The organism is Streptomyces sp. NBC_01283 (genome assembly GCF_041435335.1).
Classification (GTDB): Bacteria; Actinomycetota; Actinomycetes; order Streptomycetales; family Streptomycetaceae; genus Streptomyces.
In genome coordinates, this window is sequence record NZ_CP108430.1 from 6,551,736 (window position 1) to 6,572,886 (window position 21,151).

Annotated in this window: 20 protein-coding genes and 1 riboswitch; of the genes, 11 read left to right on the forward strand and 9 right to left on the reverse strand. The window is 70.6% G+C overall.

From position 1 onward, the window contains the following. Positions 1 to 88: 88 nt before the first annotated feature. Positions 89 to 2,269, forward strand: a complete 2,181-nt coding sequence (locus tag OG302_RS29650) for an MMPL family transporter (protein WP_371529568.1) — start codon at positions 89 to 91, stop codon at positions 2,267 to 2,269. Between the two features lie 63 nt (positions 2,270 to 2,332). Here the strand turns inward: OG302_RS29650 and OG302_RS29655 are convergent, their stop codons facing one another. The 5 genes from OG302_RS29655 to OG302_RS29675 all read right to left on the reverse strand — a co-directional run bounded on the left by OG302_RS29655 (position 2,333) and on the right by OG302_RS29675 (position 6,608). Beyond that, positions 2,333 to 3,328, reverse strand: a complete 996-nt coding sequence (locus tag OG302_RS29655; protein WP_371529569.1) for an NAD-dependent epimerase/dehydratase family protein — start codon at positions 3,326 to 3,328, stop codon at positions 2,333 to 2,335. Between the two features lie 84 nt (positions 3,329 to 3,412). Beyond that, on the reverse strand, positions 3,413 to 4,015 hold the full coding sequence (locus OG302_RS29660) for a winged helix-turn-helix domain-containing protein (protein ID WP_371529570.1): 603 nt from the start codon (positions 4,013 to 4,015) through the stop codon (positions 3,413 to 3,415). A gap of 379 nt (positions 4,016 to 4,394) precedes the next feature. Further along, positions 4,395 to 5,414, reverse strand: coding sequence for a glutamine synthetase (gene glnII, locus OG302_RS29665; protein ID WP_371529571.1), 1,020 nt, complete (start codon positions 5,412 to 5,414; stop codon positions 4,395 to 4,397). Positions 5,415 to 5,586: 172 nt separating this feature from the next. Next, positions 5,587 to 6,057 (reverse strand): hypothetical protein, encoded by a 471-nt coding sequence (locus OG302_RS29670; RefSeq protein WP_371529572.1) that lies wholly within the window; start codon positions 6,055 to 6,057, stop codon positions 5,587 to 5,589. Between the two features lie 182 nt (positions 6,058 to 6,239). After that, positions 6,240 to 6,608: an arsenate reductase family protein gene (locus OG302_RS29675; RefSeq protein WP_371529573.1), complete on the reverse strand. Its 369-nt coding sequence runs from the start codon at positions 6,606 to 6,608 to the stop codon at positions 6,240 to 6,242. Between the two features lie 155 nt (positions 6,609 to 6,763). Between OG302_RS29675 and OG302_RS29680 the strand changes: the two genes are divergently transcribed. The 3 genes from OG302_RS29680 to OG302_RS29690 all read left to right on the forward strand — a co-directional run bounded on the left by OG302_RS29680 (position 6,764) and on the right by OG302_RS29690 (position 9,558). Then, positions 6,764 to 7,069 carry a hypothetical protein gene (locus OG302_RS29680; RefSeq protein ID WP_361827163.1) on the forward strand — a complete coding sequence of 102 codons (306 nt, stop codon included), beginning with the start codon at positions 6,764 to 6,766 and terminating at the stop codon, positions 7,067 to 7,069. 70 nt (positions 7,070 to 7,139) lie between these two features. After that, positions 7,140 to 8,060 carry an alpha/beta fold hydrolase gene (locus OG302_RS29685; protein WP_371529574.1) on the forward strand — a complete coding sequence of 307 codons (921 nt, stop codon included), beginning with the start codon at positions 7,140 to 7,142 and terminating at the stop codon, positions 8,058 to 8,060. Between the two features lie 139 nt (positions 8,061 to 8,199). Then, a complete protein-coding gene (locus tag OG302_RS29690) occupies positions 8,200 to 9,558 on the forward strand; it encodes a DUF2252 domain-containing protein (protein WP_371529575.1) in 1,359 nt (452 codons plus the stop codon). Positions 9,559 to 9,590: 32 nt separating this feature from the next. Here the strand turns inward: OG302_RS29690 and OG302_RS29695 are convergent, their stop codons facing one another. Further along, positions 9,591 to 10,733, reverse strand: coding sequence for a haloacid dehalogenase-like hydrolase (locus OG302_RS29695; protein WP_371529576.1), 1,143 nt, complete (start codon positions 10,731 to 10,733; stop codon positions 9,591 to 9,593). Positions 10,734 to 11,008: 275 nt separating this feature from the next. Here OG302_RS29695 and OG302_RS29700 point away from each other — a divergent pair, with 275 nt between their 5' ends. From OG302_RS29700 to OG302_RS29720, 5 genes are all read left to right on the forward strand, one after another. Then, the gene (locus OG302_RS29700) at positions 11,009 to 11,872 is read left to right on the forward strand and encodes a helix-turn-helix domain-containing protein (protein WP_371529577.1); all 864 of its coding nucleotides are present in this window, start codon (positions 11,009 to 11,011) and stop codon (positions 11,870 to 11,872) included. Between the two features lie 5 nt (positions 11,873 to 11,877). Then, a complete protein-coding gene (locus tag OG302_RS29705; protein ID WP_371529578.1) occupies positions 11,878 to 12,336 on the forward strand; it encodes a VOC family protein in 459 nt (152 codons plus the stop codon). Between the two features lie 7 nt (positions 12,337 to 12,343). Beyond that, positions 12,344 to 12,530: riboswitch (cobalamin riboswitch) on the forward strand. 92 nt (positions 12,531 to 12,622) lie between these two features. Then, positions 12,623 to 13,669 (forward strand): ABC transporter substrate-binding protein, encoded by a 1,047-nt coding sequence (locus OG302_RS29710; RefSeq protein WP_371529579.1) that lies wholly within the window; start codon positions 12,623 to 12,625, stop codon positions 13,667 to 13,669. Continuing rightward, complete coding sequence (locus OG302_RS29715; protein WP_371529580.1) at positions 13,666 to 14,706, forward strand: FecCD family ABC transporter permease; 1,041 nt, start codon at positions 13,666 to 13,668, stop codon at positions 14,704 to 14,706. The genes OG302_RS29710 and OG302_RS29715 overlap by 4 nt, the downstream gene beginning before the upstream one ends. Continuing rightward, positions 14,703 to 15,488: an ABC transporter ATP-binding protein gene (locus tag OG302_RS29720; RefSeq protein ID WP_371529581.1), complete on the forward strand. Its 786-nt coding sequence runs from the start codon at positions 14,703 to 14,705 to the stop codon at positions 15,486 to 15,488. Before OG302_RS29715 ends, OG302_RS29720 begins: the two co-directional genes overlap by 4 nt. 305 nt (positions 15,489 to 15,793) lie before the next feature. Here OG302_RS29720 and OG302_RS29725 read toward each other — a convergent pair whose 3' ends face one another. After that, entirely contained in the window at positions 15,794 to 16,984 is a 1,191-nt protein-coding gene (locus OG302_RS29725) for a HEAT repeat domain-containing protein (protein ID WP_371529582.1), read from the reverse strand. Positions 16,985 to 17,335: 351 nt separating this feature from the next. Between OG302_RS29725 and OG302_RS29730 the strand changes: the two genes are divergently transcribed. Further along, positions 17,336 to 18,103, forward strand: coding sequence for a GNAT family N-acetyltransferase (locus OG302_RS29730; protein WP_371750275.1), 768 nt, complete (start codon positions 17,336 to 17,338; stop codon positions 18,101 to 18,103). A 105-nt stretch (positions 18,104 to 18,208) separates the two neighbouring features. Here OG302_RS29730 and glnA read toward each other — a convergent pair whose 3' ends face one another. Beyond that, complete coding sequence (gene glnA, locus OG302_RS29735) at positions 18,209 to 19,618, reverse strand: type I glutamate--ammonia ligase (RefSeq protein ID WP_361045716.1); 1,410 nt, start codon at positions 19,616 to 19,618, stop codon at positions 18,209 to 18,211. Between the two features lie 218 nt (positions 19,619 to 19,836). Here glnA and OG302_RS29740 point away from each other — a divergent pair, with 218 nt between their 5' ends. Next, positions 19,837 to 20,304: an RDD family protein gene (locus tag OG302_RS29740; protein WP_371529583.1), complete on the forward strand. Its 468-nt coding sequence runs from the start codon at positions 19,837 to 19,839 to the stop codon at positions 20,302 to 20,304. 131 nt (positions 20,305 to 20,435) lie between these two features. Here the strand turns inward: OG302_RS29740 and OG302_RS29745 are convergent, their stop codons facing one another. After that, positions 20,436 to 21,137 (reverse strand): DUF4191 domain-containing protein, encoded by a 702-nt coding sequence (locus OG302_RS29745; RefSeq protein ID WP_371529584.1) that lies wholly within the window; start codon positions 21,135 to 21,137, stop codon positions 20,436 to 20,438. Positions 21,138 to 21,151: the final 14 nt, after the last annotated feature.

Below are 21,151 nucleotides of genomic sequence, written 5' to 3' on the forward strand. Positions count from 1 at the left end.
GCGGCTGGGTGGGCGGGCCGCGGATTTCTAGCGTTGTCCCCGTCATCAACAGGCTTGTCCGATGCTTATCTATGGGGGCGAAAACGCCATGAGGCCAAACCTCGCGGCACGACTCGGGGTGTGGAGCGCACACCATCGCAAGACGGCCATCCTCGGCTGGCTGCTCTTCGTCGTGCTCGCCACGACCATCGGCGGGGCCTCCGGCATGGTCACCGCGTCCGACGACGAGATGGGCGTCGGCGACTCGGGCCGGGCCGCGGCGATCCTCCAGGACGCGGGCGTCGAGGAGCCCGCGGGCGAGCTCGTCATGGTGAGTTCCGAGGCGGCGGGCGGCTGGCGGGGCGCGGCGAGCGACCTCTCCAAGGCGCTGACCGCGACCGGCGAGACACGGAAGATGCAGGCGCCGCTGCCCTCCGGCGACGGCAAGGACGCGCTGCTCCGCTTCGAGATGAAGGGCGCGTCCGACGACGCGGCCGACCGCGTCCAGCCGGTGCTCGACGCGGTGCAGAAGGCCAAGGACGACGGCGCCCGGAACGGCATCTCCGTCTACCAGTTCGGCGACGCGAGCTCCGAGAAGCACCTCGGTGACCTGCTCTCGGACGACCTCACCAAGGCCGAGTTCACCGCGGTGCCACTAGCCCTCGGCATCCTCCTGGTCGCGTTCGGCGCCGTGGTCGCGGCGCTGCTCCCGGTCGGGCTCGCACTGACCGCGTGCGTGGCGGCCTTCGGCCTGCTCTCGCTCGCCAGCCACCAGCTGCACCTCTTCGAGACGACGTACTCGGTGATGTTCCTGATGGGGCTCGCGGTCGGCGTCGACTACTGCCTCTTCTACCTGCGCCGCGAGCGGGACGAGCGGGCCGCGGGACACGACGCGGAGACCGCGCTGCGGATCGCGGCCGCCACCAGCGGGCGGGCCGTACTGGTCTCCGGGCTCACGGTGATGGTCGCCATGGCGGGCATGTTCCTGTCCGGCCTGCTGCTCTTCAAGGGCTTCGCCGTCGCCACGATCCTGGTGGTGTGCGTGGCGATGCTGGGCTCGGTGACGGTGCTTCCCGCGCTGCTCTCCGCGCTCGGCGACCGGATCAACGCGGGGCGCATCCCCTTCCTCAGCCGCAAGGGCACGAAGGGCGCGCACGCCAGCGGCGGCATCGCGGGCAAGCTGCTGCGCCCCGTGCTCGCCAGGCCGAAGTTCTTCGCCGTCGGCGCGGCGGTCCTGCTCCTCGCCCTCGCGGCGCCCGCACTCGGCATGAAGACCGAACAGCTGGGCCTGGAGAAGCAGTTCGGCTCTGACGCCCCGCTGTCGGTCTCCTTCCGGGAGATCACCCAGGAGTTCCCGGGCGGTCCCGCGCCGGCCCAGGTGGTCGTCAAGGCGGACGGCATCGAGGCGAAGAAGATCCAGGACGCGCTGGCCGCCGTGGTGCGCGACGCGGGCAAGGGCGCCGAACTCACCGTCCACAAGAGCGCGGGCGTCGCCGAGATCGACGTACCGCTGCCCGGTGACGGCAGTGACGCGCGGTCCAAGAAGGCGCTGGGCGAGCTCAGGGACGACGTGGTCCCCGCGGCCTTCGACGGCCTGGACGCGGATGCCTACGTCGGTGGCGACCTCGCCTCGTCCGAGGACTTCAGCGACCAGTTGAGCAAGGGCATCATGCCGGTCTTCGCCTTCATCGCGGCGGTGACCTTCCTGCTGATGCTCTTCAGCTTCCGCTCGGTGGTGATCGCGGTGACGTCCATCGGCCTCAACCTGCTGTCGGTGGGCGCCGCCTACGGCGTGATGACCGCGGTCTTCCAGCACGGCTGGGGAGCCGAGCTGATCGGCTCGGAGCAGGTGGGGGCCATCGAGAACTGGATGCCGCTGTTCGTCCTCGTCGTGCTCTTCGGCCTGTCGATGGACTACCACGTGTTCGTGGTCTCGCGGATCAGCGAGGCACGGAGCCGGGGTCTGGACAACCGCGAGGCGATCCGCGAGGGCATCACACGGACCGCGGGCGCGGTGACGGGCGCGGCCGTGATCATGGTGGCGGTCTTCGCGGTCTTCGGCACCCTGTCCATGCAGGACATGCAGCAGATGGGCGTGGGCCTGGGCGTGGCCGTCCTGCTGGACGCGACGGTCGTGCGGATGGTGCTGCTGCCGTCCCTGATGACGCTGCTCGGCGAGCGCAACTGGCGTACTCCGCGCGGGCTTTCGTGGCTGCCGCGGGTCTCTCATGGCGAGACGCCCGCAGTGCCGCAGCAGCCTGCTCCCCGGCGGGTTCCGTCGGGCGCGTAGGCCCGCTGCGGGGCGGTGGCCGGGGCCGGAAACTTCGGTCCCGGCCACCGCCCCGTTCCCGCGCTAGAGGCCCAGGGCCTTCGCTTCCTTGTCCGGGGCCAGGCCCACCACCGGGCGGTCGGGCCGCTGCGGGGCCCGGCCGCCGATCGACCGGAGCCAGGCCCACGTGTCCGCGACCGTGTCCGCCACCGGACGCGCCCGGAGCCCCGCGGCCACCGCCTTCTCCGTCGAGGTGCGGTGCATGGAGTCGTGCATTTCCCCCGGCGGTGCCCACACCGGGAGCTGCGTCCACGGCTCGATGCCGTGCTCGGCGATCACCGAGGGCTCGGTCCAGCGCAGCTCCACGTCGTCGGCGCCGGCCACGGCCACGCACGCCTTCAGGAACTCCTCCGTCGTGGTGTGCGCGATGGGGGAGACGACGTTGTACGGGCCGTGCAGGCCCGCGAAGGCGGCGTCCAGGACCCACTCCGCGAGGTCCCGCGCGTCGATGTACTGGAGCCCCAACTCCCGCGGCCCCGGGGCCAGTACGGGACCGCCCTGGGCGACCCGGTTCAGCCACCACGGCAGCCGCCCGATGTTCTCGTACGGACCGAGGATCAGCCCCGCGCGGGCGAGCACCGTGCGCTCCTCCCCGAACCCCGCGACGGCTGCGAGCTCCCCGCCCCGCTTGTCCTCGGCGTACGCCACGGCGTCCGCGCCGGGATCGCCCTCGACGAGAGGGTGGCTCTCGTCGGAACCCGCCGCTATCGGCCACTGGTACACGGAGACGCTCGACACGTACACGTACCGCCCCGCCCGTCCCGCGAGGAGCCGCGCCGCCTCGCGCACGGCACGCGGCGCCCCCGACCAGGTGTCGACGACGACGTCCCACTCGCCGTCGGAGGCGGCGAGCGCGTCCAGGCCGCCCTCCGCCGTACGGTCGCCGAGCAGCGACACCGTTCCGGCGGGCGCCTCGTGGCTCCCGCGGTGGAAGACCGTCACCTCCCAGCCACGCGCGAGCGCGGCCTCGACGACGGCCCGGCCCACGAACTGCGTACCACCCAGCATCAGAAGTCTCATGGAGACGACTCTGCCCGCCGCGCGCCGCGGACGGAACCGGGTTCTGCTCGTGGCAGAGATCGGCCCCGCCCGGGAACCTTCAGGTCAGCGGGTCGCGGGCGGCGCGTACTTGTAGCCGACCCGCCGCACCGTCTGGATCGTCTGGCGGTGCTCGGCGCCCAGCTTGCGCCGCAGCCGCGCGATGTGGACGTCGACGGTGCGCCCGTCGCCCACGTGCCCGTAACCCCACACGGTGGTCACCAACTGGTCGCGCGTGTGCACCCGGTGGGGATGGGCGACGAGATGCGCGAGCAGCTCGAACTCCAGATATGTGAGGTCGAGCGGGCGGCCGTCGACCTGCGCCGCACGCTGCACGGCGTCGATCCACACGGGGCCGCCGGAAGCGGGCGTCCGCTCCTGCCCGGCGGGCTGCAGCGGCTCGGGCCCGGCGACGGAGTGGGGCTCCTGCCCGGCCGGTACGAGGACCAGGTAGCCGATCATCGGCGGCTGGCCAGGCAGGGTGGGCAGCGTGTGCTGCGGCGCCGGCAGCCAGGTCGCGCCCGGCGGCAGGAAGTCGGTGATCTGCGCCACCTCGTCCGGGGCGACGGCGCGCAGCCGCCCCCGGCCGGGGCTGGTCAGCGGCGCGGCAGTGGCGGTCGCGGTCGCGGTGGAAGCGGTGGATGCCGAGAAGGAACGGGAGTTCGCCATGGAGGTCAGCTCTTTCGCGCGAAGGAGTCGTCAGTCGTCGAAGACGTACGTCGTGCGCGTCAGGCGAAGGCCGGGTGAACGGCTTTAGAGGGCCTGCGCGTTCATCGCGCGGCAACACACCCGGTCGAAGTCATGGTGTTGGCGGGAAGGCCAGAACGGCTCGAGGTCGTGATCACGACCCGTCGCGGTGTTCCCGTAGCTGCCCATGGCCCCATTGAAGCAGATGGGAGAGGCCGCGGTCGTTCCCTCTCGCACGCTGATACGCCTCCTTGGCGAATGCTTGGCGTGAATGGGCCCCTCCGGTCATGCACGCCGAAGGGGGCGTCCACCGGTCCGGTGGACGCCCCCTTCAGATCGAAAATGGACGCGCTGGACGCGATCAGACCTGGCCGGCCTTCTCCAGGGCGGTGCAGCACGTGTCGACGATCAGGCGCGTCACGACGTACGGGTCGACGTTCGCGTTCGGGCGGCGGTCCTCGATGTAGCCCTTCTGCTCCACCTCGACCTGCCACGGGATGCGGACCGAGGCGCCGCGGTCGGAGACGCCGTAGCTGTACTCGTTCCACGGGGCGGTCTCGTGCAGACCGGTGAGGCGGTCGTCGATGCCCGCGCCGTAGTTCTTGACGTGGTCCATCGGCTTGGAGCCCTCACCGAGGGACTCGGCGGCGGTGATGATCGCGTCGTAGCCCTCGCGCATCGCCTTCGTCGAGAAGTTCGTGTGCGCGCCCGCGCCGTTCCAGTCGCCCTTCACCGGCTTCGGGTCGAGCGTGGCCGACACCTTGAAGTCCTCGGCGGTGCGGTAGAGCAGCCAGCGGGCGATCCACAGCTGGTCGGAGACCTCGAGGGGGGAGAGCGGGCCGACCTGGAACTCCCACTGGCCGGGCATGACCTCGGCGTTGATGCCGGAGATCCCCAGGCCCGCCTTGAGGCAGTTCTCCAGGTGCGCCTCGACGATGTCACGGCCGAAGATCTCGTCGGCGCCGACACCGCAGTAGTAGCCGCCCTGCGCGGCGGGGAAACCGCCGACGGGGAAGCCGAGCGGGCGGTCGCCCTCGAAGAAGGTGTACTCCTGCTCGATGCCGAAGATGGGCTCCTGCGAGCCGAACCGCTCCTCGACCTCGACGAGCGCGGCACGGGTGTTGGACTCGTGCGGCGTCATGTCCGTGTTGAGGACCTCGCACAGCACGAGTACGTCAGCGCCGCCGCGGATCGGGTCCGGGCAGCTGAAGACCGGCTTGAGCACACGGTCGGACGCGTGACCTTTGGCCTGGTTCGTGCTGGATCCGTCGAAGCCCCAGTTCGGGAGCTCGGCGCCGTCCGCCATGATCTTCGTCTTCGAACGGAGCTTGGCGGTCGGCTCGGTGCCGTCGATCCAGATGTACTCAGCCTTGAAGGTCACGGGGCCCATCCTCTGAAAACTCGGTACGGCGCAGAACGTGCGGGTGCTGCGGTGCCGTGGGTGATGCCGCGCAGCCTGCCAACGTGCGATTTCCCGTCCATTGCTCGAATGTGAACCCCGTGTTACCGGCGGTGGATGTGGCTCGGTTCACGTCCCTCCGCTCACGTCCCGGTCACTTGATGACGGCGTTGGCCGCCGCGATCAGCAGCCCGATCGTCGCGTCCGCCATGCCGAGCAGCACGGCCGAGCGCCGCCGGTGACCCGCCCGCAGCGCGGCGAAGGTGCCCCAGCCGAGGAGCAGGGCCGCGTTCAGGAGGAGCACGGAGTAGGTGACCGGTGCCTCGGGCCAGCCGAAGGCCCCGGCGGCCACCAGCACCACCACGGTCGGCCAGCAGGCGACGATCACCGGCCACTCGTCCATGAGCTCCCGGAGCAGTTGCCGCCACCGCTGCGGTCCGGTGCCGGGCCGGTGCGTGCACATGTGGTGCGCGTATCCGTGCGCGAGGGCGGCCGTGCCCGCGGTGACCAGGATCCAGGCCGCGTCGTACCAGGGCGTGTAGATCTGCTGCTCCGAGTGGAGCGCGGCGACCAGCGCGCTGGCGAGGACCGTGCCGTACACGCCTCCGGCCTTCAGGTTCCGCACGGTGCGCTCCTTTCCGTTTCCCGGATCCTTCGTCCGGCCCGCGGCGTGTGGAGTGCTCAACGCTAGGGAGGCATATGTAACGGTTCGACGGATATGGCTCATCGTTCGGCAGTCATCTGCGCCCTGCGCGCGCCGCTGCTCGGAGGGGGGCTATCCGCCCATGCGGCTATTCGCCTGTGCGGCTACCGGGACATCGCGTCCCGTACCGCCTCCTCCGTGCGTCCCACCACCGCGGTGCCGTCGTCGGCGGTGATGATGGGCCGCTGGATGAGCTTGGGGTGCTCGGCGAGCGCCGTGATCCAGCGGTCGCGTCCCGAGGCGTCGCGCGGCCAGGCCTCGCGGTCCTTCAGGTTCAGCTCCTTGGCGGCGTCCTCCTGGGTGCGCGTGATGTCCCACGGCTCCAGGCCGAGCCGCTCCAGGACGGCGTGGATCTCGTCCGCGGTGGGGACGTCGTCGAGGTAGCGGCGGACGGTGTAGTCGGCGCCCTCCGCGTCGAGCAGGGTGAGTGCGCTGCGGCACTTCGAACAGGCGGGATTGATCCAGATCTCCATGCCGCACACGCTACCCGTGACCCACCCGTCACACCTTCCGTCACACCGTCCCAAAGGCCGTCTGGCCAGCGGCGATTGTCAGTGCCCGGCAGTAAACTAGAAGCAGTGTTCGAGGGTTCCCGACGGGGGTTCCTGACCGCGACAGGAGGATGCCTGTGCCCGCTGCCGCACTCACATCGAAGTCGAAGCGCAACGCTTCCCGGCCCGTGATCATCGACCCGACGTACGCACCACTGGAGAAGCGCCCGCTCCCGGCCGGCCGGCCGCGCGAGTGGTACATCACGCACAACCGGCGCCTGAAGGCCATGCGTCTGGCGATAGCCCTGCTGGACTCGGGCGTCTATCTGCCGAACCAGGCGAGCAACCCCAGGATCCGGAGCATGGCGGAGGACGTGGGAATCCATCCGCCGTCGGACATCACCTGCCACATGGTGCGCGCCCTCATGCGGTACAGCCGCTGAGCCGTCGCACGGACGCGGACGGGTGGGGGCCGCGCGGCCCCCACCCGTCCGCGTGCTTCATGCTGTCCGCATGACTCAGCCGGAATCCGCCCCCACCCAGCAGGAGCCCGCGGACGAGCTGCCGCTGCTCGTCACCGCCCAACTCCCGGACGGGGCACGGTTTCCCGTCCGCGGCCTGCGCGGGAGCGAGGCATCGCCCCGGCCCGCGCCCGCCGTCCTGATCCTCCCCGCGATGGGCACCCCCGCCCGCTACTACCGCGCGTTCGCCCGCCAGTTGAACGCGGAAGGGCTCACCGCCCTCACCGTGGACCTGCGGGGACAGGGGGAGAGCACCCCGCGGGTGACGGACGCGGACGCCCTCGACCACGGCTACCGCACGATCGTGGAGCAGGATCTCGTCGCGGTCATCGACGCGATACGCGCCGAACTGGGCCCGGAACCCCCGCTGTACCTTCTCGGTCACAGCCTGGGCGGGCAACTCGGCCTCATCCACGCCGCGTTGGGCATCGGACCCGGCGTGGACGGAGTCGCCCTCGTCGCTTCGGGCTCTGTCTGGTTCCGTGCGTACGGTCCACTGCGCGGGCCCCTGCTGCTCATCGGCGAGCTGTTCGCCGCGGCCACCACGACGCTGCTCGGCCGGTGGCCCGGGACCAGGCTCGGCTTCGGCGGCAACCAGCCCAAGGGCGTCATGCGGGACTGGGCACGTCAGGGCCGTACCGGCCGCTACTCGTCCCCCGGCTCCCCGCACGACTACGAGGCCGCCCTGGGCGCCCTCGCCCTGCCCGTCCTCGCGGTCTCCGTCGAGGGCGACACCTGGGCACCCGTGGCCGCACTCGACCACCTCGTCGGCAAGGTGCCGGGTGCCCGCCTCACCCGTCGGCGGTACTCGGTACAGGAGGCGGGCGCCCGCCTGGACCACTTCCTGTGGACGCGGGCCGGGGGAGCGCTGGCCAAGAGGGTGGCGGCATGGGCGGTGGCGGGCGGAAGCTGAGGTCCCGAGGCTCTCGGGAGCTCCAGGGGGCGGTTCACCCGTTCGGCGTACTGGGCATGCGTACGCGCCGGTGGCGGCATTGGCTGCTCCTGAGGGGACGCTGTTGCCGGGGGCCGCCGACGGAGAGGGGCGAGGGGCGATGACCACTCCGGACGAGCGTGCCCGCCAGGGCAAGGCCGCCCGCAAGCGTGCCTCCCGCTCCTCGCACGGGGCGTGGATACCCTCGGCCGACCGCGCCGACCCGGTGGCCGTCCTGGAGCGGCAGGGCGCGGACCGCGTCCAGGAGCTGCTGCCCATCCGGTATGCCCGCATGGCCGCCTCGCCCTTCGCCTTCCTCAGGGGGGCCGCCGCCGTCATGGCGGGGGACCTGGCCGTCCAGTGGAACACCGGCCTGACGGTTCAACTCTGCGGCGACGCCCACCTGTTGAACTTCGGCCTGTTCGCCTCACCGGAACGCACCCTGCTCTTCGACCTCGACGACTTCGACGAGACGTGCCCCGGACCCTTCGAATGGGACGTCAAGCGCCTGGCCGCGAGCATCGCCGTGGCGTCCGGCGGCAACGGCCACCCGCGGAGCGGCGCACGGGAGGCGTGCCTCGCGGCGGTGGCGGCGTACCGCACGTCGATGAGACGTCTGGCGGGACTCGGTGAGCTGGCCGTCTGGTACGAACAGACCGACGCACATGGCCTGTTGCCCCTCATCCGCTCCGAGCGCCACCGCAAGCGCGCGGAGACCACCATGGACCGCGCCCGCCGCCGTACGAGCCTGCACGCGCTCGGCAAACTGACCGAAGAGGTGGACGGCGTCCGCCGCATCATCCACGACCCGCCGCTCATCGAACCGGCCGCCGCCACGGACCTCGCGGCGGTGCGCAAGATCTTCGGCGACTACCGCTCCACGCTCTCCGAGGAGCGCCGGCTCCTCCTGGACCGCTACCACTTCGTGGACGCGGCACGGAAGGTGGTGGGGGTGGGCAGCGTCGGCACCCGCTGCTTCATCGTGCTCCTCGCCGGGCGCGACGCCGACGACCCGCTCTTCCTGCAGATCAAGGAGGCGGTCCGGTCGGCCGTCGAGGAGCACCTACCGCCGGGACCGTACGTCCACCCCGGCCACCGCGTGGTCGCGGGCCAGCGCCTCCTCCAGGCGGCGAGCGACATCTTCCTCGGCTGGATGACGGGCCCCCAGGGCCGTGCCTTCTACTGGCGCCAGCTGCGCGACATGAAGGGCTCCGCGGACGTCGAGACCATGTCCCCCGCGGAACTGAGCTCCTACGCCCGGCTCTGCGGCACGGCCCTGGCCCGCGCCCACGCCCGCTCCGGCGACCGCATCGCCATCGCCGCCTACCTGGGCGGCTCCGACACCTTCGACCGGGCGATCGCGGACTTCGCGCTGCGCTACACCGCGCAGAACACCCAGGACCACGCGGCACTGACCGAGGCGATCGCCTCGGGCCTGGTGGACGCGGCCGGTCAGGACGGTGCAGCGCCGCAGGAGTGACCCCTACGGCGCTGCGACGTAGGGGGGGACGGCTAGCCGATCTGGTCCGGCGTCACCGTCAGCCACCGCTTGTCCGCGGTGACCTTCTGGCCGAGCTCGCGCTGCCGGTCGGCGTTCTTCCGCTTCATCCCGTCCAGCTCCTTCATGTACGAGTCCTTGCGGTTGACCCAGACCCGCGTACCGCCGTGCCGCACGTCCGCCGAGTGGAACAGCATCGGGCCGTCGCTCTTCGGGGTGTCGCCGGCCACCAGGACGGGCTTCTTCCACTCGTCGATGTACGTGCTGATCGCCGCGGGCTTGCCCTGGTACCAGGTCAGCGGCGCCCACAGGTTCGGCGTCAGCTCACGCCCGGCGAGCTTCTTCTCGTCGAAGCGGCCCTCCGCGATCTCCTTGCGGGAGCTGGTGACCTCGCCGGTCTCGCGGTCCTTGAGCTGCAGGCCGACACCGATGACGTTCTCGGGCTTCACGTGGTAGCCGTACTTGGGGTCGGCGAGGACCATGCGTACGAGGTCCTCGCTGGCCGCGCTGACGACGTAGACCTCGATGCCGTGCTTGCGCAGCGACTTGTAGAGCTCCTGCATGCCCGGGAAGAACTCGGGCGTCTTGACCTCGGTCTTCGTCAGCTTCCCGTCCTCGTAGTACTCGGCGGGGATCGGCTTGTCGTAGGCGAGGAGTTCGTCGACGTACCCCTTGAGCTCCTTCAGCGTGAAACCGGAGAAGATCTGCGCGGCCCACGGGTAGCAGACCTGGTCGTCGACCTCGCAGAGCCGGTTGTAGTAGCTGTAGAGGCTCTCCTTGTGCTTCGCCGTGTCCTTGAAGGGGATGATCTTCAGCGACGGGTCCATCGACTTGCGGGTCAGCACCCCCTTCATCTCCAGGAAGGGCAGGAGGGACTCCTCCAGGTCGTTGCGGTACGTCGTGTTGTCCGCGTCGAAGACGGCGTACGCGCCCTTGCCCTCGTTCTTCGCGATGACCTTGCCCAGCTTCTTCGCGACCGGCTTGGGCCAGTGCTTCAGCTCGGCCGTGGTCCTCGCGGCGGTCTTCGCGGTCGTGGCGGAGGCGTCCGCGGCCGTCGCGTCCGTGCTCGGCCAGAGTGCCGTCCCCGCGAGGACGGCCGCGGTGAGCGCGCCCGCCGTGCCGATGACGGCCAGCTTGCCCTTTGCCTTTACTGCCATGGTTTTGTGCCCCCTGAGAGCGGTCTGCGCCCCGTCCGGAGCGGCGGGTCATCGTATGGGGTCGGGCGGCGGATTCCCATGATCGACATCACCGGACGGAACGGGCATGGGACGGGCGGGCGCGGGTAGCAGCGTCAGACGCGCGGCCTGCGCGGGGCTCTCTGCCCGGTCTGCTCCCGGTTCTCTGCCCGGTCTGCTCCGGGTTCTCTTCCGGGCGTGCCCCGGAGTCCCGCTCCGGCCTGCTGCGGAGCCGTGCCCGTCGCATACTGGGAGGCATGGAGACCGTCTCCCGGGAGTTCGTGCGGGCCGCCCCGCGGCTCGACGGCATGGTGGTGTCCGCCGTCGGCTACCGCACGGAGGGCGAGCGGCCCGGCCTGCACCGCGGGCTGCCCTCCCCGTACCTGACGCTGATCTTCTCGCTGGACGGCCCCGTCGTCACCGGCGGCACCCCCGAGCAGGCGGGCGGCCGCGACGCCGTCCGCACGGACATCGTCCTCGGCGGTCTGCACCAGACTCCGGCCTACGTCGTACGGCCCGAGCACGAGGCGGGCATCCAGCTCGCCGTCCACCCGCTCGCCGCCCGTGCCCTGTTCGGCGTACCGGCCGCGGAACTGGCCGGTGAGCTCGTGACGCCCGGCGCGGAGGTGATGGGGCGCCGCGCAGCCGACGTACGGGAGCTGCTGTGCGAGCAGGGCACCTGGGAGGAGCGATTCGCCTCCCTGTCCGCCTACTTGAGGCAGCGCGCGGCCGACACGTCCAGCGGCTCCGTGCGCCCCGAGGTCACCGAGGCCTGGGCCTGGCTGGCCCGGCATCAGGGAGTGGGCACCCTGCGCGGCCTCTCCCGGCACGTCGCCCTCAGCGAACGCCGGCTCACCACGCTCTTCCGCGCCGAGACGGGCCTGAGCCCCAAGCAGGCGGGCCGCCTGATGCGCTTCCAGCGCGCACGGAACGCCGTCGTACGCCCCGTCGCGGCGGGCGGCGCCCCCGACCTGGCCCGCGTCGCCGCCGACTGCGGCTACTACGACCACTCCCACCTGGTGCGGGACTTCCGGCAGTACACCGGCGCGAGCCCCAGCGGCTGGCTGGCCGAAGAGTGCCGGAATATCCAAGCCGGGAGCCATGGCGGGAGCGAAGAGTAGGACCCATGAACACGACCGAGAAGCAGCAGCCCCGGACCCCGTCCCAGCCCATCTCCGCCGGGCGCGCCCCCGATGTGTGGCCGACCCTCCAGGCCCATGACGCACCCGCCCTGATCGACTTCCTGGTCGGCACGGTCGGCTTCCTGCGCACCGCCGTCTACGAGGACGGCGACCGCGTGGCCCACGCCGAGCTCGACTGGCCCGAGGGCGGCGCGATCATGCTCGGCTCGTACGACGAGAAGTCCCAGGACTGGTGCCTGAAGCCGGGCACCTTCGGGGCGTACGTCGTCACCGACCGCGTGGACGACCTCTACCAGCGGCTCAGCACCGCGGGCGTCAAGATCATCCGTGAGATCGAGGACCAGCCGTACGGCAGCCGGGAGTTCGCGATCGCGGACCCCGAGGGCAACAAGTGGTCCTTCGGCACCTACCGCGGCGCACCGAGGCCCGAGCAGCCGTCCTGACCTCGCGTGATAGCTTGCGCACGCCAGTCAACCCACACCAGGGCCAGGGAATCCGGTGCGAATCCGGAACTGACGCGCAGCGGTGAGGGGGAACGGGCGGGGCCACGGCCACTGGGCGTCCACGGACGCCTGGGAAGGCGCCCCGCCCGGCCGATCCCCGAGTCCGAAGACCTGCTGGCACCTTCGTCCGCACACCGGGCGGCGGAGGTGACGAAGCAGGCCAGGCTCCGCGTATGAGCCGTGAGACTCAAGGGATCTCGTGTCCTCCACAGCCCGTCGTGTACGTATGCCAGCCCGTCGTGCACGCGTTTCTGCCCTCCTCCTCGGCACGGCCCTGGCCGTCACGCTGACCTCCTGCGGCGGCCCGTCGGCGACCTCCACCGCATCGAACGCGGACAAGAAGGCCGGCGGGTACCCGCTGACCCTCACCTCCTGCGGCAAGAAGGCGGAGATCAAGGCACCGCCGCAGCGGGCCGTCTCCCTCGACCAGGGCTCCACGGAGATCCTGCTCTCCCTCGGCCTCGCGGACCGCATGGCCGGCAGCGGCACCTGGACCGACCCGGTGCTCAAGGGCCTGGCGAAGGACAACGCCAAGGTCGAGCGCCTCGCCGACAGCTACCCCTCCTTCGAGAAGGTCCTCGCCCAGGAACCGGACTTCGTCACCGCCTCCTTCGAGGCGACGGTCAGCAAGGGCGGCGTCGCCGACCGCGCCAAGTTCGCCGAACTCGGCGTACCCGCCTATGTCTCGCCCTCCGACTGCGCGGGCAAGGACAACAGCGGCGACGGCGACGGCACCCGCGTCAGGACGCTCACCATGGACACCGTCTACGGCGAAGTGCGGGACCTGGCCAAGGCCTTCGGGGTCGAGAAGCGCGGCGAGCGCCTGATCGCGGAGCTCAAGGGCCGGGTGGCGAAGGCGACGCGGGATGTCGACGCGTCGGGCGCGAAGATCCTTTACTGGTTCGCCAACTCCGACGCGCCCTACATCGCGGGCTGCTGCGGGGCGCCCGGCATCATCACCCGCGAACTGGGCGCGAAGAACGTCTTCGACGACACCCGCGAGGAGTGGCCCCAGATCAACTGGGAGACGGTGGCGGACCGCGACCCGGACGTGCTGGTCATCGGAGACCTCACCCGCAAGTCGCAGACGGCCGAGAGCGCGAAGAAGAAGATCGAGTTCCTGGAGACCAATCCGGTCACCAAGAACCTGACCGCCGTGAAGAAGAAGCGGTACGTGCTGCTGAGCGGCCAGGCCATGAACCCGACGATCCGCACGGTGGACGGCGTGGAACAAGTCGCGGAAGCGTTGCGCGAGTTCGGGCTCGCCAAGTGAGGGGAGCCGGGGGAGCCGCCCCCGGCGGCATACGCCAGATCCTGCTCTGGACCGCGGGCCTGGCCGTCCTCGCCCTCTCCGTCGCGGTGGCCGTCACCATCGGCCCCGCGGACATCTCCGTACCGGACGTATGGTCGGCGGTCGCGGCCCACCTTGGCTGGGGAGAGGCGCGGCTGACGCCCATCAGGGACGGCATCGTCTGGAACCTGCGCATGCCGCGCACGCTCCTCGCGGCGGTCTGCGGCGCGGGCCTCGCGGTCTGCGGAACGGTCCTCCAGTCGCTCCTGCGCAACCCGCTCGCCGACCCCTTCGTGCTCGGCGTCTCGTCGGGCGCGTCCACGGGCGCGGTAGCGATCGTCGTCCTGGGGGTCGGCGGGGGAGTGGTGTCGGTCTCGGCGGGTGCCTTCGCCGGGGCTGTCTGCTCCTTCGCGCTGGTCCTGCTCCTGAGCCACACCCTGGGCGGAAGCGCCGACAGGGTGGTGCTTTCCGGTGTGGCGGCGATGCAGCTTTTCTCCGCCCTCACCTCGTTCGTGATCCTCACGTCGGGCGACGCGGAGACGACGCGGAGCGTCCTGTTCTGGCTGCTCGGCTCGTTGAGCGGGGTGGGCTGGACGGACGTCTGGCTGTGCGCGGCGGTGCTCTTCGCTGCCCTCGCGATCTGTCTGACGCAGGCGCGCACTCTGGACGCGTTCGCGTTCGGCCAGGACGCGGCGGCGACGCTGGGCGTCCACGTGGCCCGCACCCGGCTCATGCTGCTCTCCGTCACGGCCCTCCTGACGGCGGCGCTGGTCAGCAGCGCGGGCGCCATCGGCTTCGTGGGCCTGGTCCTGCCGCACGCGGCCCGAGCGCTCGTCGGCTCCGGGCATGCACGCCTCCTCCCGGTCACGGCGCTCGCGGGCGCGGTGTTCCTGGTGTGGGTGGACACGCTGGCCCGTACGGTCCTCGACCCGCAGGAGGTTCCCGTGGGGGTGGTGACGTCCCTGATCGGCGTCCCGGCGTTCGTCCTTGTCCTCTACCGCACCCGGAGGACGACATGAGCGCGGCCAGTTCCGGCCTGCGGGCGGACAGAGTCACCAGAACGGCAGCGGGCCGCCTGATAGTCGACGGAGTGACGCTGGCCCCGCCCCCCGGGGCGACGGTCGGCCTCCTGGGCCCCAACGGTTCGGGTAAATCAACCCTCCTCCGCATCCTGGCGGGCGTCCTGGCCCCGACATCGGGAGTGGTCACGCTGGACGGCGACCCGCTGCGTGACGTGGGCCGCCGCACGGTGGCACGCAGGGTGGCGGTGGTGGACCAGGAGGCCACGACGCAAGTGGCGCTGTCGGTGGAGGAGGTCGTACGACTCGGCCGCATCCCGCACCGCAGGGCGTGGTCGCTCCCGACCTCCGAGGACGAGGAGGCGGTACGGGAGGCCCTGACCCGCACGGGCCTGTCCGACAGGGCGGCCCAGTCCTGGCACACGCTCTCGGGCGGCGAACGCCAACGGGTGCAGATAGCAAGGGCGTTGGCCCAGCAGCCCAGAGAACTGCTCCTCGACGAACCCACCAACCACCTGGACGTCCAGCACCAGCTCGACCTCCTCTCCCTGGTGTCGGACCTCCCCCTGACCAGCGTGATCGCCCTGCACGACCTGAACCTGGCGGCGATGTTCTGCGACCACGTACTGGTCCTGCGCGAGGGAGTGGCGTACGCGTCGGGCACGCCGGCGGAGGTGATCACGGAGGAACTGATCGCGAAGGTGTACGGGGTGCGGGCGGTGGTGACGCCGGGGGACGCGAGCTTGGACGGACGCCCGTGGATCCGCTTTCGGCGCACGTAGGGTGACTTCACCTTCATCCCCCTCTTCACCTTCACCTTCACCTGAGCGAATCTCAAGGTCGGCGGCAAGAGTGCGTACGCCGACGGTGCGCTGAAGCTCAGCTGGGACGACGAAGGCAAGGCTTGCGCCACTACGGCTTCAAAGGCTCCGGCTCGGCCTGATCCGGGCCGCGGACCGCCCACCCTGTGGGGTCAGTGCCGGTGGCCCTGGGTGATTTGTTCGGCCCGGCGTCGGAGCTTGATGTCGGGGCCCTCCAGTCGGGCGGCAGTGGGGCCTAGTTGGGATACACCGCCCTCCCCGCAGGGTCAGCGCCGGCGGCCCTGCGTGATCTGCTCGGCCCGGCGCCGGAGCTTGGCGTCGAGGTCGCCCAACAGGGCTGCGGCAGCGCCCAGTTGGGCTGTGCCGCCCTGCGCGCAGAGCAGCCGGAAGGCGGCAACGCGGGTGTGCCGGGGCAGCTCAGCCCCGATACGCGACATCAGCCACTCCGTGGGCAGCTGCCGCGCGCAGGGGAGGAGCGCGACGGAGGCCTCGCGGGCGACAGCGGGCGCGGGATCGTCCAGGAGCACCCGCAACCGCTCGGTCCCCGCCACGTCGAGCAGCCGCAGCCCGGCCACGGCACGTGCCCGGACCGCAGGCACCGGGTGCGCGAGGAGGGGCAGGAGCAGTCCGGCATCCGTACGGCTCCCGCACTCCGCCAGACCGACCGCCGCGCCGGGCGGCAACGCGGCGTCGCCGGGATCGGCGCACCACTCCTGGTAGACCGGCAGCGGATCAATCCCGCCCTGCCGCAGGACGTAACGGGCGCAGGCCCGCACGAGCGCCGAACGGTCCGCGAGGAACGCCCGCGCCGCCTCGGCCCGCCCCACACGCCGCAGGGCGGTGACACCGGCGGAGCGGACGCGGGGGTTGCGCGCTCCGAGGAGGACCGAGACGACATCGAAGTACGCACCCGTACCCGCACCCGCACCCGTACCGGTACCGGTACCGGTACCCCCACGCTCTCCGATGCCCGCCAGGGCGGCGTCGGCGCAGAGGTTCTGCACGACGACGTCGCTGTCGAGGGCGGCGGTACGGGCCAGTTGCCCGGTGGGAAGAACGCGCTCGTCGACGGCGATGCGGTAGGCGAAGCGGCGTACGACGGGATCCGCATGACCGAGCAACGCCACGAGCCGCTCACCCGCCGCCCCGCTCACCCCGTCCCGCAACAGCTCGACGCCGAAGACCCCACGATCCCGTCGCCCCACGCGCAACAGGACGGGCGCGAGGGCGGCCAGCTCCGCGGCATCGAGCCGTGGCAGCACGTCCCGCAGCAGACGGCGCGCAGCCTCCCGTACGGGCGCGGCCCAGTCGGCACAGCGAATGACGACGAGCGGCAACAGCTCCGGATACCCCGAGACCCGCCGCAACGCGGCTTGCCGCACCCTGCCGTCGTAGCTGCACAGATCAAGGGCGACCCGACTCGCACCAGCCTCCGACTCGTCCCATCGCAAGGACATCCCACGTACGTCGGCATCGAACGCGATCCAGGCGGCAGGATCCGACACATCGACTACGTCCCCCAACGCAGCCCCACGGACAACCCGCACGAGTTCAGCTTCCTTGCCCCCTCCAAACCAACTCATCACTGCCGCACCCCCCACTCGTCCCGCCCACCACCCACCGTGACGGCGATGGTAGGACGAGGCACAGGCCCGGGTCGCCCCATATACGGCCTGCATACCGCCTACCCACCGGTGCCGAGGGCCCGAAAACCCCATGACGACGCACGTCCCGAACTGCTGGAATAGAGCACTATGACCGCGCCACGTCCGCAGACCGCCGAGGGTGAAGCCGACCTGCAGGCCAGGATGGAGCTGAACCTGGCGGAGCACGCCGGCCATCTCCACCGGCACCTGGCGGGCGCGACGATCATCGAGGCGGACGACCTGCTGGTGGCCGACAGCGGGCTGCACGACGACACGTTCAACATCGTCGCGGCGGCCCGCTTCACCGAGGCCTCCGCCCCGCGACGCGTCACGGAGACCGTCCGGCAACTGGCCACCACAGGCCGCCCGTTCTCCTGGTGGGTCGGCCCCGCGTCGACGCCGCCGAACCTCGGCGCACACCTGGAGGCCGCCGGTATCGAGCCGTCGGAGACGGAAGCCGGGATGTGGAAGGACCTGCGCGGCACGCTGCCGCCGCCCCCGCAGCCCGACGGCCTGGACATCCGCCGGGTGACAAGCCGCGAGCACCTCGGCGACTACGCCACGCTGCTGGCCGCGAACTGGGACCCGGTGTCCGCCACGGTCCACCAGTTCTACACCGAGACGGCGGATCAGGCCCTCGCCGCCGACTGCCCGGCGCACTTCCTGATCGGCTACGCGGACGGCCTGCCGGTCTGCACGGCGGAGGTCTTCTTCCACGCGGGCGTGGCCGGCATCTACAACATCTCCACGCTCACGAAACACCGCCGACGAGGCTACGGCGCCGCCATCACCCACACGACACTCCGCACCGCACGAGACGCGGGCTACCGGACAGCGGTCCTCCAGGCATCGCCAGAGGGCGAGCCGGTCTACCGTCACCTGGGCTTCACCACCTGCGGCCACTTCACGGAGTACGCCATCGGCCCGTGACCCGAAAAGGCCGTCGGCCGTGCCTCCCGGAGGGGGAGAACACGGCCGACGGCCCACAAACGAACGGCCCAGGCGAGCGGAAACCCGCTCTGACCTGCGGCGTTCCTAAATGTCGAAGTACAGCTCGAACTCGTGCGGGTGCGGACGCAGCTGGATCGGGGCGATTTCGTTCGTCCGCTTGTAGTCGATCCACGTCTCGATCAGGTCGGGGGTGAAGACACCGCCGGCCAGGAGGTACTCGTGGTCCGCCTCGAGGGCGTCGAGGACCGCCGGGAGGGAGGTCGGGACCTGGGCGACGCCCGCGTGCTCCTCGGGGGCCAGCTCGTAGAGGTCCTTGTCGATCGGCTCCGGCGGCTCGATCTTGTTCTTGACGCCGTCCAGGCCGGCCATCAGGAGCGCCGAGAACGCCAGGTACGGGTTCGAGGACGGGTCCGGCGCGCGGAACTCGACGCGCTTGGCCTTCGGGTTCGAGCCGGTGATCGGGATACGCATGGCAGCCGAGCGGTTGCGCTGCGAGTACACCATGTTGACCGGCGCCTCGAAGCCCGGGACCAGGCGGTGGTAGGAGTTCACCGTCGGGTTCGTGAAGGCGAGGAGCGAGGGGGCGTGCTTGAGGATGCCGCCGATGTAGTAGCGGGCGGTGTCCGAGAGGCCCGCGTAGCCCTGCTCGTCGTAGAAGAGCGGGTCGCCGTTCGCCCACAGCGACTGGTGCACGTGCATGCCCGAGCCGTTGTCACCGAAGATCGGCTTCGGCATGAAGGTCGCGGTCTTCTCGTTGCGCCAGGCGACGTTCTTCACGATGTACTTGAAGAGCATCAGGTCGTCGGCCGCGGCGAGCAGCGTGTTGAACTTGTAGTTGATCTCCGCCTGGCCGGCCGTGCCGACCTCGTGGTGCTGGCGCTCGACCTGGAGGCCGTTCTTGTCCAGCTCCAGGGAGATCTCCGCGCGGAGGTCCGCGAAGTGGTCCACCGGCGGGGCCGGGAAGTAGCCGCCCTTGTAGCGGACCTTGTAGCCACGGTTGTTCTCGACCGCACCGGTGTTCCAGGCGCCCGCCTCGGAGTCGATGTGGTAGAAGCTCTCGTTCGCCGACGTCTGGAAGCGGACGTTGTCGAAGACGTAGAACTCCGCCTCGGGGCCGAAGTACGCGGTGTCCGCGATGCCGGTGGACGCGAGGTAGGCCTCGGCCTTCTTGGCGATGTTGCGCGGGTCACGGCTGTACTGCTCGCCCGTGATCGGGTCGTGGATGAAGAAGTTGATGTTGATCGTCTTGTCGCGGCGGAACGGGTCGACCCGGGCGGTCGACAGGTCCGCGCGCAGCGCCATGTCGGACTCGTGGATGGCCTGGAAGCCGCGGATCGACGATCCGTCGAACGCCAGCTCCTCGTTCGGGTCGAACGCCGCTGCCGGGATCGTGAAGTGCTGCATCACTCCGGGCAGGTCGCAGAACCGGACATCTACGAACTTCACGTCCTCGTCCGCGATGAACTTCTTTGCGTCGTCGGCGTTCTGGAACATCCAACTCCTCCTACTCCCGGCCCCCAGGCGGGGACGGGGTTGCAGCTCGTTGTGCGGCCAGTGCGGTGGCACACGCTGGGACCCGACCATAGGGACGGGGGATTTCTCAAGCATGACCCATTTGTTTCGCGGAAGTTAACCGAGCCGGGTTCACGCCGGGTGTCATTCGCCCTACCCCGCCCGTCCTCGTACGAAAACGGGCGCAGTACCGTGGACGGGTGGACAACAGGCAAGTAATCGGATCGTGGCTCTCCGGACCTCGTGCGGCGGCAGAGGACGCGGGCGTCGACTTCGGGTACCGGGGCGAGCAGCTCGGTCTGCCGGAGGAGGGGCCGGGTTCGATCGCGCGGCCCGGGCGGCGCATGGGCGCCATCGCCGTCGACTGGGCCCTGTGCATGCTCATCGCATACGGCCTGTTCGCTCGCGGTGACCAGCAGGCGATGGGCAACTGGGCGCTTGGCATCTTCTTCGTCATGACCGTCCTGACGGTCGGCACGGTCGGCTGCACCCCCGGCAAGGCCCTCTTCAGGCTGCGTGTCATCGCCGAGGGCGGCGGACGGCTCGGCATCGGCCGTGTCCTCGTCCGCAGCCTGCTGCTCTGCGTCGCCGTCCCGGCCCTGATCTGGGACCGCGACGGCCGCGGCCTGCACGACCGCCTCGGCCGCGCCGTCCAGGTGCGGATCTGACAGCATCCCCCCCAGTAGCGATCCACAGCGCATGTACGAACGACGAAGGCCCCGGAACCGATCGGTTCCGGGGCCTTCGTCGATGTAGGGAAAAGCAGGGAAAAGCAGGGGGAAGAGCAGGAAAGAGGAGGTCAGCGCATCTTCGGGCCGCCGCGAGGCATGCGAGCACCCTTCGGCATGGGTCCCTTCGGCAACGGCATGTTGCTCATGAGATCGCCCATCGCGCGCAGCCGGTCGTTCGTCGCCGTGACCTGCGGGCCCTGGAGGACGCGGGGCAGCTTCAGAAGCGTCGTACGCAGCTTCTTCAGCGGGACCTGGCCCTCGCCGGTGCCGACGATGACGTCATGCACCGGGACGTCGGAGACGACGCGGGCCATGCGCTTCTTCTCGGCGGCCAGCAGGCTCTTCACCCGGTTCGGGTTGCCCTCGGCGACGAGCACGATGCCGGCCTTGCCGACCGTGCGGTGCACGACGTCCTGGCTGCGGTTCATCGCCACCGCCGGAGTCGTCGTCCAGCCACGGCCGATCTTGTCGAGCACCGCGGCCGCCGCACCGGGCTGGCCCTCCATCTGCCCGAAGGCCGCACGCTCCGCCCTGCGCCCGAAGACGATCGCCATCGCGAGGAAGGCGAGCACAAAGCCGAGAATGCCGAGATAGATCGGGTGACCGATCAAGAAGCCGATCGCGAGGAAGACACCGAAGGTGACGATCCCCACAGCCGCGATGACAAGCCCGATCCGCGGATCGGCCTTGCGGGTCATCTTGTAGGTCAGGGCAATCTGCTTGAGTCGCCCGGGGTTCGCGGCGTCCGCCGCGGTTTCCTTCCTCGCCATGTCGTGAAGTCTAC

Excerpts from the sequence above, each read along its gene's own strand:
- OG302_RS29650 (WP_371529568.1), top strand. The coding sequence starts at position 89 with ATGAGGCCAAACCTCGCGGCACGACTCGGGGTGTGGAGCGCACACCAT.
- OG302_RS29655 (WP_371529569.1), bottom strand. The coding sequence starts at position 3,328 with ATGAGACTTCTGATGCTGGGTGGTACGCAGTTCGTGGGCCGGGCCGTC.
- OG302_RS29660 (WP_371529570.1), bottom strand. The coding sequence starts at position 4,015 with ATGGCGAACTCCCGTTCCTTCTCGGCATCCACCGCTTCCACCGCGACC.
- OG302_RS29675 (WP_371529573.1), bottom strand. The coding sequence starts at position 6,608 with ATGGAGATCTGGATCAATCCCGCCTGTTCGAAGTGCCGCAGCGCACTC.
- OG302_RS29685 (WP_371529574.1), top strand. The coding sequence starts at position 7,140 with ATGACTCAGCCGGAATCCGCCCCCACCCAGCAGGAGCCCGCGGACGAG.
- OG302_RS29690 (WP_371529575.1), top strand. The coding sequence starts at position 8,200 with ATGACCACTCCGGACGAGCGTGCCCGCCAGGGCAAGGCCGCCCGCAAG.
- OG302_RS29695 (WP_371529576.1), bottom strand. The coding sequence starts at position 10,733 with ATGGCAGTAAAGGCAAAGGGCAAGCTGGCCGTCATCGGCACGGCGGGC.
- OG302_RS29700 (WP_371529577.1), top strand. The coding sequence starts at position 11,009 with ATGGAGACCGTCTCCCGGGAGTTCGTGCGGGCCGCCCCGCGGCTCGAC.
- OG302_RS29705 (WP_371529578.1), top strand. The coding sequence starts at position 11,878 with ATGAACACGACCGAGAAGCAGCAGCCCCGGACCCCGTCCCAGCCCATC.
- OG302_RS29710 (WP_371529579.1), top strand. The coding sequence starts at position 12,623 with ATGCCAGCCCGTCGTGCACGCGTTTCTGCCCTCCTCCTCGGCACGGCC.
- OG302_RS29720 (WP_371529581.1), top strand. The coding sequence starts at position 14,703 with ATGAGCGCGGCCAGTTCCGGCCTGCGGGCGGACAGAGTCACCAGAACG.
- OG302_RS29725 (WP_371529582.1), bottom strand. The coding sequence starts at position 16,984 with ATGTCCTTGCGATGGGACGAGTCGGAGGCTGGTGCGAGTCGGGTCGCC.
- OG302_RS29730 (WP_371750275.1), top strand. The coding sequence starts at position 17,336 with ATGGAGCTGAACCTGGCGGAGCACGCCGGCCATCTCCACCGGCACCTG.
- glnA (WP_361045716.1), bottom strand. The coding sequence starts at position 19,618 with ATGTTCCAGAACGCCGACGACGCAAAGAAGTTCATCGCGGACGAGGAC.
- OG302_RS29745 (WP_371529584.1), bottom strand. The coding sequence starts at position 21,137 with ATGGCGAGGAAGGAAACCGCGGCGGACGCCGCGAACCCCGGGCGACTC.